The organism is Cellulomonas soli (assembly GCF_013409305.1).
Lineage (GTDB): Bacteria > Actinomycetota > Actinomycetes > Actinomycetales > Cellulomonadaceae > Cellulomonas > Cellulomonas soli.
In genome coordinates, this window is the sequence record NZ_JACBZJ010000001.1 from 1,929,015 (window position 1) to 1,939,793 (window position 10,779).

The 10,779-nt window shown below is 74.0% G+C and carries 8 protein-coding genes; 4 read left to right on the top strand and 4 right to left on the bottom strand.

Annotated features, from left to right (window positions below; genetic code table 11):
- Window positions 1-352 precede the first annotated feature (352 nt).
- Both BKA22_RS08935 and BKA22_RS08940 read left to right on the top strand, forming a co-directional pair.
- Window positions 353-1,048, top strand: a complete 696-nt coding sequence (locus BKA22_RS08935) for an ABC transporter ATP-binding protein (protein WP_223203604.1) — start codon at window positions 353-355, stop codon at window positions 1,046-1,048.
- Window positions 1,045-3,195, top strand: coding sequence for a hypothetical protein (locus tag BKA22_RS08940; RefSeq protein WP_146953215.1), 2,151 nt, complete (start codon window positions 1,045-1,047; stop codon window positions 3,193-3,195). Before BKA22_RS08935 ends, BKA22_RS08940 begins: the two co-directional genes overlap by 4 nt.
- Window positions 3,196-3,214: 19 nt before the next feature.
- On the opposite strand, the gene BKA22_RS08945 is transcribed toward BKA22_RS08940, so the two are convergent.
- Together BKA22_RS08945 and BKA22_RS08950 are read right to left on the bottom strand one after the other, a co-directional pair.
- Window positions 3,215-3,526: a DUF1905 domain-containing protein gene (locus BKA22_RS08945; RefSeq protein WP_146953214.1), complete on the bottom strand. Its 312-nt coding sequence runs from the start codon at window positions 3,524-3,526 to the stop codon at window positions 3,215-3,217.
- A gap of 13 nt (window positions 3,527-3,539) precedes the next feature.
- Window positions 3,540-3,968: an NUDIX hydrolase gene (locus tag BKA22_RS08950; protein WP_146953213.1), complete on the bottom strand. Its 429-nt coding sequence runs from the start codon at window positions 3,966-3,968 to the stop codon at window positions 3,540-3,542.
- Window positions 3,969-4,008: 40 nt separating this feature from the next.
- Here BKA22_RS08950 and BKA22_RS08955 point away from each other — a divergent pair, with 40 nt between their 5' ends.
- On the top strand, window positions 4,009-7,431 hold the full coding sequence (locus BKA22_RS08955) for an AfsR/SARP family transcriptional regulator (protein ID WP_179561713.1): 3,423 nt from the start codon (window positions 4,009-4,011) through the stop codon (window positions 7,429-7,431).
- Between the two features lie 41 nt (window positions 7,432-7,472).
- On the opposite strand, the gene BKA22_RS08960 is transcribed toward BKA22_RS08955, so the two are convergent.
- Both BKA22_RS08960 and BKA22_RS08965 read right to left on the bottom strand, forming a co-directional pair.
- Window positions 7,473-8,321: an ABC transporter permease gene (locus BKA22_RS08960; protein WP_146953211.1), complete on the bottom strand. Its 849-nt coding sequence runs from the start codon at window positions 8,319-8,321 to the stop codon at window positions 7,473-7,475.
- Window positions 8,318-9,358 carry an ATP-binding cassette domain-containing protein gene (locus BKA22_RS08965; protein ID WP_146953210.1) on the bottom strand — a complete coding sequence of 347 codons (1,041 nt, stop codon included), beginning with the start codon at window positions 9,356-9,358 and terminating at the stop codon, window positions 8,318-8,320. The genes BKA22_RS08960 and BKA22_RS08965 overlap by 4 nt, the downstream gene beginning before the upstream one ends.
- Window positions 9,359-9,510: 152 nt before the next feature.
- Here BKA22_RS08965 and BKA22_RS08970 point away from each other — a divergent pair, with 152 nt between their 5' ends.
- The gene (locus BKA22_RS08970) at window positions 9,511-10,758 is read left to right on the top strand and encodes a toxic anion resistance protein (protein WP_146953209.1); all 1,248 of its coding nucleotides are present in this window, start codon (window positions 9,511-9,513) and stop codon (window positions 10,756-10,758) included.
- The last annotated feature ends 21 nt before the right edge of the window (window positions 10,759-10,779 follow it).

The following is a 10,779-nucleotide window of genomic DNA, read 5'->3' on the forward strand; positions in this document are numbered from 1 at the left end:
AGGCCGCCGCGGGTCCGTCGAGTACCCGCGGCGCCGGGCGCGACCGCCTGCGCGCAACTCCCTGGCCGACCTGGTGCGAAGCGCCGAGTGCCGGGCAGCCGCAGGTCACCGAACGGCCACGCCAGACCCGCATCGCGCTGCACCATACGAGGTGAGCTGACCGCTCGGGCATGCAACGTCCCGGGCGCGCCACGGTGCCGAAGGGAACAGGGGAGTCTGAGATGCGTGTGAGGGCACGATGTGTCGCGATCGTTGCCGCCGTCACGGCCTTCGGGATCGTGGCGTCGGCACCCGCCAAGGACCGCGGCACGCTGAATCCCGACAGTCGCATGTCGACCCCGACACTGCGCCGGTGGTGAGCACGTTGATCGACGTCGCGAGCGTGGTGGTCGCCTACGGGAAGACCACCGCGCTCGCGGGAGCGTCGATGCAGCTCGCCGAAGGTGAGTCACTCGCGTTGGTCGGCCCGAGCGGTGCCGGCAAGTCCACGCTGCTGCGGTGCATGGCAGCTCTGGTCCGCCCGTCCGAGGGTCGCGTGACCTATCGCGGTCAGGACCTCGGGGCGCTCGGCGTCGATGCGCGAGCGGAGCTGCGACTGCACGACTTCGGTTTCGTCCTGCAAGGCGGGGAGCTCATGCCGGAGCTGACGCTCGCCGAGAACGTCGAGCTCCCGCTGCTTCTCGCCGGGGCGCGACGTGTCGAGGCCCGACGACGAGCTGCGGGCCTGCTCGAGATGCTCGGGGTCGGGCGCGAGGCCGGGCGGATGCCTCACGAGGTCTCGGGCGGCCAGGCCCAGCGGGCTGCCGTCGCCCGGGCCGTGGTGCACGGTCCCAGCGTGGTGTTCGCGGACGAACCTACCGGCGCGCTCGACGAGGCCAACGGGGCAGCCGTGATGGCGACGCTGCGCGCCGCCGCCTCCGCCGCCGGCAGTGCGCTGGTCATGGTGACGCACGACGCCGGGCTGGCGGCCCAGCTCGATCGTGTCCTCGAGGTCCACGACGGTCGGGTCGTCCCCGAGAAGACTCACGCCGAGACGGTGCACGGGTGACGCGTTCGGGTGTCATCCGTCTCGCCTTGCGACTGTTCCGTGCCGACGGGTCGGGGGTCCGCTGGGCTCTCGGGGTCGCACTGCTCGTCGCGGGTGCGACGTCCACCATCGCCGCCGCGCTGCTCCTTGCCGTGCCACAGGCCCAGGATCGTCAGCTCACGGTCACCCCCTGGCGCACGATCGACGCGCCGACGACCTTCACCTGGTTTCCCGTGGACTCCTACGACGACCGGCGAGCCGTGCAGGTCCTGCTGCTCGCCGCCGATGGCGATGCCACCCCTCAAGCTCCGCCCGGAACGTCCGACTTCCCTGCGCCCGGCACCGCCTACGTCTCGCCTGCGCTCAACGATGCCCTCGAGGCGGACCCGAGCCTGGCGGCACGGGTTCCCGGCACGATCGTCGGCGAGATCGGCGCCGCAGGGCTCAGCTCCCCTGACGCCCTGCAGGCGGTCGTGGGCCGAGACTCGGACGAGCCGCTGCCGTACGAGGCCACCGGCTGGGGGGCGCTCAGCGCCGACGTTCCTCAGGCGCTGCCGGTGACGCCCAGCCGCCTCATGCTGACCCTGCTCGCCTTCGTGCCCTGGTTCACGCTCGTGATCGCGGTCGGTGTCGCCCAGGTGGCGAGAGTCCGATCGCGACTGGCGTCGCTCGCGCTCGTGGGTGCGTCCCGACGGGACCTGCGCCGGGTCGTCGGAGTCCTCCAGGCGCGCGCGGCGGTGCCGCCGAGCCTCCTGGGCGCGGGCGCCGGTGCGGTGGTCGTGCACGTGGCAGGCCCGAGCGGGAGCCTCGGGATCAGCTTCTTCGCCCCGTCGTGGGCGCGCAGCGCACTTCTCGTCGTGCTCGTGGCCCTCGTGCAGGTCCTGCTCTGCTGCGCGATCGCCTCGCGCGTCGCTCAGCGCAGCGCGAAGGACCCCTTCAGCACCCGCACCGGTCCGCAGGATGCCGCACCTGCATGGTTGGTCGTGTGCGGCCTGCTCGGCGGGGTCTCGCTCGCCGCCCTGTGGGCCGGGCGATGGGTCCGGCACGAGCAGGGCGCACCGAGCACCACGACCACCGTGCTCTTCCTGGCCGCGTCGCTCGCGGCGATCATCGGCGCCGGGGCGGCTGCCGGGCGCATCGTCGCGTCCCGGGCGCGCCGTGTCGACGGCGAGACCGGCCTTCACCGCCTGGCAGCCTGGCGTCAGGTCGCCTACGACACGACACCCGTCGTCATCCAAGCCTCTGCGCTCGTCGTGCTGGCCACGGTGTTCATGCTCTCGGGCGCCGTCCAGCTCGTCGTCGACGGCCAGGGATCTGCCCGAGACAGCGGGACGTGGTGGACGGCATCGCTCTTCGCGACGACCACGGACCAGGTGCTCGCCGCCACCCGTGCCGCCCGCGACGATGACGTGCTCGTTCGCCAGGGCGACGGTTCGGCCGAAGCATGGGGAACCTGTGACGCGCTCACGGCCGTCTTCGGGACCATCGGTGCCGCCGACGGACGAGCCTGCACCGACGGAGTCACCTACCCGGCCGGAGCCCTGATGATCGTCGAGAGCACCTCCGGTACGACCACGACGCGACCGGTGGGATGGAGCGGGGATCCCGCACAGGTCCACACGCTCGACCCGTCGTTGGTCGGCATCGGCACCTCGGACGAGACGTCATCGAGCTTCTCCTACCTCAGCTTCCGGGCGAGCGACCTGGCCGCCGAGGAGAGCGGAATCCTGGCGGCAGCCCCCGTGGCGACGTTCACCCCTGTCAGCGGCGATGCTGCCGCTCTGGTCTCTCTGCCCCGGATCCGAGCGCTGACCATCGCCGGCGCGGCGCTCGGGCTCTCCACCGTGCTCTGCGCGATCCTGCTCGCGTCCGCGACATCCACCACGGCTCACGACGCTCGGCTCCGGATGCGGCGGATCGGCGCGAGCCGCGCGGACCTTCGCCGCATCGCCGCAACCCGCGCCGCGATCGGCACGAGCGCAGGAGCGCTGGCCGCCGTCATCGCGTCCACCGCTGTCGCGCAGGGGTACCTCGCGCTCGGCGGCGTCTACCAGCTGGACACGAGCAGCCTCGTCACGCTCGTCGCGCTGCTCGCAGCGCTTCTCGCGACGAACACGGTCCTCGTCTGGCGCACGACCCCCAGCCCGGAGACCGGCGAACCTCGGTGAGGCATCACCGCCCGCGGCCCTAGGCCTGGGGCGCGTCCAGCAGTCGGACCCGGACCCGCACCACGTCACCCGTGCCGACGCCCTCGGCCTGCCGCACGGTGCGCTTGACGGGCAGCGAGTACGTCTTGCGGTGCGAGTCCGGGAACAGCGAGGTGCGCCAGGTCGACGTGCCGAGGGTCGCCTCGACGCGCACCGAGCCGAAGCCGCGCTCGACGGGTGCGGCGATGTCGGCGATCTCGTCGGACAGCTCGTGGGGCAGGTGCACGAACACCCAGCTGTCGGGGCGGTCGTCCTGCCACGGGGTCAGCGGCGACTCGAACTCGTAGCTCACGCTCGTGCTCCTCTCACGCGCCGAGCGGGGCACCCGCGGGTCCGCGCTGCGCGACGTCCAGACCCAGCAGGGTCGCGGTGAGCGGCGCGAGCGGCAACCGCGCCGCCTGCTCCAGGTCGACCCAGACGGCCTCGGCGATCTCGGCGGTGGGGACGGCGCCGACGACGCCGTCGACCGCGAAGACGTGCGCGGAGATGCGGTGCCCGGGCTCGTTGGCCGCCGGGGCGTCGTGGTGCCCGAGCGGGCGGACCTGCTCGGGGGTGACCGTGACGCCGAGCTCCTCGGCGACCTCGCGCACCACGGCGTCGTGCGGCTCCTCGCCCGGCTCGATCTTGCCGCCGGCCTGCATGAAGGCGGTCGTCCCGCGCTTGCGCACGAGCAGGTAGCGGCCCGCGTCGTCGACGATCAGGGCCGCCGCGACGTGCAGCGTGGGGGATGCCATGCCCCCATCCTGCGGCACCCCGCGACCTAGACTGCGGCGGGTGCCCTCACCGACGGTCCGACCGCTCCAGGTCACCGTCCTGGGTCCCCTGCGTGCGGCGGCGCCGGACGGTGGGCTCGTCGCGGTGTCGGGGCGCGGGGCGAACCTGCTGGCCGCGCTCGTGCTCGCGCCCGGACGTGCCCTGACGACCGCCCGTGCGATCGACCTGACCTGGCCGGACGGGCCTCCGGCCTCGGGGCGCGCCGCGCTGCAGACGCTGGTCTCGCGGGTGCGTTCCCTGACCCGCCCCGGCCTGCTGGTCTCGACGCCGACCGGGTACCGGCTGGACGTGGAGGCCGTCGAGGTCGACCTGGACCGGGCCGACGGGGTGGCGCGTCGTGCGGCCGTCGCGCTGCGGGACGGCGACGCGGGCGCGGCACGGGACCTCGCGGACGAGGGGCTCGCCCTGTGGGCGGGCGCACCGGGCACCGACGTGCCCGACCCGGAGCTGGCCGACGAGCTGCTGGCGCGTGCGGCGGTCACGGAGAGGGAGCTCCTGCGGGCACGCGCCGAGGCGCTCCTGCTGCTCGGTGACCCGGCCGCCGTGGGCGCCTCGTCGGCCCTGGTCGGGGCGGCACCGCTCGACGACGCGGCGCTGCTCGTCCGGCTGCGGGCGCTGCACGCGGCGGGTCGCACCACCGAGGCGGTCGCGGAGTACGGCGAGTACCGCGAGCGTCTGCGCGAGACGCTCGGCACGGACCCGTCGGGGGAGCTCGCGGCGTTCCACGTGCGGTTGCTGCAGGGCGAGTCCCCGGCGCCGGATCCAGCCCCGACCGCTCCTGCCGGGCCGAGGACGCGGCTCCCGGTCGACCCGACGGCGGGCGGGACGGCGGGCGACCTCGTGGACGCCGGCGCGGTGGCCGGCCCGATCGGCCGTTCCGCGCCCGGGGTGCGGGCGCCCGCGTCCGCGCTGCTCGGGCGTGAGCACGACCTGGAGGGCGTCGAGGCGGCCCTGCGCGCGGCGCGCGTGGTCACGGTGCTCGGGCCTGGGGGCATGGGCAAGACGCGGCTCGGCCAGGAGGTCGCACGACGTGCCGCGACCCGTCACGAGGCGGTGGCGGTGGTCGAGCTCGTCGGTGCACGGGTCGCGCCCGACGTGCTCCCGGTGGTGGCCGCCTCGCTCGGCGTGCCCGAGGCGTCGACGTGGCTCGGCGTGCCGGACGTCCGTTCGCGTCCGCTGGCCGACCGGGTGCTGGACCGCCTCGCGGAGCACCCCACCCTGCTGCTGCTGGACAACTGCGAGCAGGTCATCGACGGGGTCGCCGCCTGGGTCGCCGAGGCGTTGGCCGCGGTGCCGACGCTGCGCGTGCTGACCACCAGCCGGGCGCCGCTGGGCGTCGCGGGCGAGCGGGTGCACCCGCTGGAGCCGCTCGCCGCCCTGACCCCCGACGGGGCGCCCGGCCCGGCCGTCGACCTGTTCGTCGAGCGTGCGACGGCCGTGCGCCCCTCGGTCGTGCTGCCCACGGAGAGCGTCGTGCGGCTCTGCCAGCGGCTCGACGGGCTCCCGCTGGCGATCGAGCTGGCGGCGGCCCGGACCCGGTCGATGACGGTCGCCGAGATCGAACGGCGGCTGACCGACAGGTTCGCGCTGCTGGTGGGCGGGGCGTCGACCGCACCCGAGCGGCACCGCACGCTGCGGGCCGTCATCGACTGGAGCTGGGACCTGCTGACCGGCAGGCAGCAGGTGCTGTGCCGGAGGGTGTCGGGCTTCGCCGACGGGTTCACGGCGGCGGCCGCCGGGTACGCCACCCGTGCCGGGGAGCCCGTCGAGACGCGGGGCGACCTGGTGCCCGACGCCGATCCGGCGCCCGAGGTGCTCGACGACCTGGACGCGCTCGTCGCGCAGTCGCTGCTGCAGGCGGAGGAGGACGCCGACGGCGGCATGCGCTACCGGATGCTCGAGACGGTCCGCGAGTACGCCGAGCGGGACGCCCTGGATGCGGGTGAGGCGTCGCTCGCCCGGACCGTCGTCATGGACTGGGCGCGGGACCTGTGCCGGGCGCGGTACTCGCGGGTCGACAGCATCGAGCACCTGCTGCTCGACCGCGTCGTCTCGGGCGAGCAGGAGACGCTCGTCCTGGCGTTGCGTCTGGCCCTGGCTGACGGGCGGCCCGACACGGCGGCGGGCGTGTTCTCGGTCGTCGGGATGCTCTGGGGGCTGCAGGGCGCGTACGGGGAGCTGGTCGCCCTGGCCCCGGCGTCGTTGCGGGTGTGGGAGACCGCGTGGGGGGTCGTCGGGTACGCCGGGCGCGGACCGGCGACGGTGCCGCCCCGGGACGCGGAACCGCTGCTGCTCGGGCTGTCGATGATCGCGACCATCGAGCTGATGTTCGGCGACCTGCGCACGGGTGCGGTCGCCTGGCGGTCGCTGCGTCGCGTGCTGGCCACGGACCCGCCGCTGCGCCCCGTGACCTCCGCGCTCGCGCGCATGGTGGCCTCGATCCAGGACGTCGCCGCGGTCGAGGCGCTGCTCGCGGCCAGCCGCGCCTCGGCCGACCAGCCCACCAGCCGGTTCGGGCACATGGCCAGCTGGGTGCTCGCCGAGAACGTCGGCGACATCGACGGGGCGATCACGTACGCGCGTGCCGGCTACGACCTGGCGGTCGGCTCCGACGACGCCTGGTGGCAGGTGCTGTGCGCGTCCTCCGTGGCCAGCGCGTACGGCGAGAGCCGGCAGGCGCAGCAGGCGTGGGAGTGGGCCGAGGTGGCCGCCGCACGGCTCGCCGACCTGGGACGGGACGGCGAGACGCCCGTGATGGGCGAGATGCGGGCCGCGACCGCGCAGGTGCAGGCGATCGCGCTGCTCACCCTCGGCGACCTCGACGCCGCGGAGCCGCACCTGCGCGACCTGGCCGAGGGCGAGGGGCAGTCGCACGACTCCGTCATGCTCGGCACGATCGGTCTGGCGGAGATCGCCCGGGTCCGCGGCGAGGACGACCTGGCGACCGAGCGGTACCGGGCGACGATGCCGCTCGCGCACCGCACGCTGGCCCGGGCCGACCCGTGGCTGCTGCTGCTCGCCGGTGCCTTCCTCAGCGCGCACGCGCTCATGGGTCGGGCGGACGACCCGGCGGGCCCCGGTGCGGTCGCCGTCGTGCGCGACCTGGTGCTCGGGGAGCAGCGCGGCCGGCACGTGCAGGCCGACCGTCCCGTGCTGGGCGCCGCGCTCGTCGGCGTCGCCGCGTGGCGTGCGGCCACCGTGCCCGACGACCCGGGCTGCCTGGAGCTGCTGGGGCTCGCCGAGGCGATGCAGTCGCGGCAGGACTTCCCGGCGCTCGACCGGTCCGTGCACTGGGCGCGTGCCGCCGAGCAGTTCGGTGCCGACGCCGCGGGCAGCGCCCGGGCACGGGGCCGGGCGCTGCCGCGCGGGGAGCAGGTGCCTCGCGCGCTCGAGCTGCTGCGCGCGCTGCCCGACGGCCGCTGAGCCGGTCCTGCTGAACCGGCCCTTCTGAACCGCGGCCCCCGTCAGGCCCGGCGCATGTACGCCCGGACCGTCAGGGGGGCGAACACCGCGACGACGAGCGCCGCGCCCAGCACCGCCCACAGCGCGTCGATCGTCCAGCTGCCCGACATCGTGAGCGCGCGTGCCGCGGTGACCAGGTGCGAGACCGGGCTCACGTCGACGAACGCCTTGAGCCAGCCCGGCAGCGTGTCGGCGGGCACGAACGCGTTCGAGGCGAACGTCAGCGGGAACAGCACGATCATCGAGATGCCCTGCACCGAGCTGGCCGACCGGGCGATGACGCCGAAGAACGCGAAGATCCAGCTGATCGCCCACGAGCTGGCCACGACGAGCAGGCCGGCGGACAGCACGCCGAGGAAGCCGCCGTCCGGGCGCCACCCGATGAGCAGCCCCATCGCGAACGTGAGCGTGGTCGCGATCGCGTACCGGACGGTGTCGGCCAGCAGCGCGCCGGCGAGCGGTGCGATCCGGGCGATGGGCAGCGACCGGAACCGGTCGAACACGCCCTTGTCCATGTCCTCGCGCAGCTGCACGCCCGTCACGACCGACGTCGTGATGACGGTCTGCACGAGGATGCCGGGGATGAAGAACGGCAGGTAGGACTGCACGTCGCCGGCGATCGCCCCGCCGAAGATGTACGTGAACATGAGCGTGAAGATGATCGGCTGGATGGTCACGTCGAACAGCTGCTCGGGTGTGCGGCGGATCTTGAGCAGGCCGCGCCAGGCCATCGTCAGCGAGTGGCGGGCGGTCGCGGCGAGGTCGACGTGGTTGGAGGCGGCGTCGGCCAGCGCCCACGGGTCGGTGGGTGCAGGGTGCGCGGGGGTGCGGGTGGGGGTCAGGGTGCTCATGCGTCGAGCCTCTCCAGTGCAGGGGTGCTGAGGGCGGCGCCGTCGGCGTCGTCGTCGGCGGGGGAGCGAGGGGCGTCCTCGTGCGCGGGGCGCCCGGTCAGGCTGAGGAAGACCTCGTCGAGCGAGGGCTGCTGCACGGCGACCTCGCGCAGGCTGATGCCGGCGGTGCGCAGCGCGACGAGCACGTCGCCGGCGTCGTCGGCCGCGCTGACCGGTGCGGTGAGCCGACCGTCGGGTGCGTGCGCCGCGTCGACGCCGAGCACCGCGTGCAGCAGGCGGCGGGCCTCGGGCTCGTCGGCCGGGTCGGTCAGCCGCAGCTGCAGGCGTGCGGTGCCGACGGACACCTTGAGCTCGGTCGCGGTGCCCTCGGCGACCACGATCCCGCGGTCGATCACGGCGATCCGGTCGGCGAGCTGGTCGGCCTCGTCGAGGTACTGCGTGGTCAGCAGCACCGTCGAGCCGCCCTCGACGAGCCGGTGGATCGTGTCCCACATCTGCGTGCGGGTGCGCGGGTCGAGACCGGTGGTCGGCTCGTCGAGGAAGATCAGCGGCGGCTGCGAGATGAGCGAGGCCGCGAGGTCGAGACGCCTGCGCATGCCCCCGGAGAAGTTCTTCAGCGGGCGGGCCGCAGCCTCGGTCAGGCCGAACTCCTCGAGCAGCCGGTCGGACGTACGGCGCGCGTCCCGGCGGGACAGGCCGTGCAGGCGGGAGAAGAGCACGAGGTTCTCGGTCGCGGACAGGCCCTCGTCGACCGAGGCGTACTGGCCGGTGACGCCGATGAGCCGGCGCACCGCCTGCGCCTCGCGCACGACGTCCCGGCCGAACACGGTGGCCGTGCCGGCGTCGGGCCGCAGGAGGGTGGCGAGCATGCGGATGGTGGTCGTCTTGCCGGCACCGTTGGGGCCGAGGAAGCCGTACACGGAGCCGGCGCGGATGCGCAGGTCGACGCCGTCGACGGCACGGTTGTCGCCGAAGGTCTTGACGAGCCCGTGCGCCTCGACGGCCCAGGGTGAGGTGGCAGCTGGGGTCCTTGTCATGGGACGACCCTGCGCCCGTGCGCTCACGCGGCCCTCACACGGCGCTGACGTCGCGCTGACATCGCCGGACCCGCACCCGACCTGCACCTGCGGCCTTTACGCTGGCCGTACCCGTGTCGACGGGTGCACCTGCCGTGTGAAGGGAACGAGCCATGACCCAGGACCCGTCCGCCGCACAGGGGGTCGCCCCGCTGGCGCCGCCGACCCCGCTCGAGGCGCCGTTCGCGCTGACGGCACCCGAGCCGGTCAAGCCGGTCGCGCTGACCGCGGCACCGGCCATGGCACCCGCGGTGGACCCGCAGGTCGTGCCCGGGCTCGACGCGAAGGTCGACTCGTACCTGTCGTCGTTGACCGCCTCGCCGGCCGGTTCGCCGCAGTTCGCCGCGCAGGCGGCCGACGTGCGCACGATGGGTGACGCGGACATCCGGCACGCAGCGGAGTCCTCCAACCGCCTGCTGCAGACGCCGGTCAACGCGATCCGGGAGGGCGGTCTCGCCTCGGGCTCGAAGGTCGGCAGCACGTTGCTCGACCTGCGGCGCACGGTCGAGGACCTCGACCCCTCGGGTGCCCAGGGCGCCCGCAAGATCCTCGGGTTCATCCCGATGGGCGACAAGATCGTCGACTACTTCCGCAAGTACCAGTCCGCGCAGAGCCACCTCGACGCGATCCTGCACGCGCTGCGGGACGGCCAGGACGAGCTGCGTCGGGACAACGTCGCGCTGACCATGGAGAAGACCGCGCTGTGGGAGGCGATGGGTCGCCTCAACCAGTACGTGTACGTCTCCGAGCGGCTGGACGCCCGCCTGTCGGCGGCGATCGCCGACCTCGAGGCCACGGACCCGGACCGCGCCCGGGCCCTGCGCGACGACGTGCTGTTCTACGTCCGGCAGAAGCACCAGGACCTGCTCACCCAGCTGAGCGTGTCCATCCAGAACTACCTGGCGATCGACATCCTGGTCCGCAACAACGTCGAGCTCGTCAAGGGCGTCGACCGGGCCGCGACCACCACGATGTCGGCGCTGCGCACGGCCGTCATCGTCTCGCAGGCGCTGAGCAACCAGAAGCTCGTGCTGGACCAGATCTCGGGCCTGAACGCCACGACGTCCGACCTCATCGAGCGCACGTCGGTCATGCTCAAGGACAACTCCGCGGCCATCCAGCAGCAGGCGGCCTCGGCCACGATCGGCCTGCCCCAGCTGCAGGCCGCGTTCGCGAACATCTACGCGACGATGGACGCCATCGACTCGTTCAAGGTGCAGGCCCTGGACTCCATGGCCGCCACGATCGGCACCCTGGAGACCGAGGTCGGCAAGTCCCAGAGCTACCTGGCCCGCGTGCAGCAGCGCGACGAGCGGCTCGCCGCGGGGGCGCTCGACCTCGACCCGACCGCCGGTCGGTGACGGCGGGCGGTCCGCGATCCG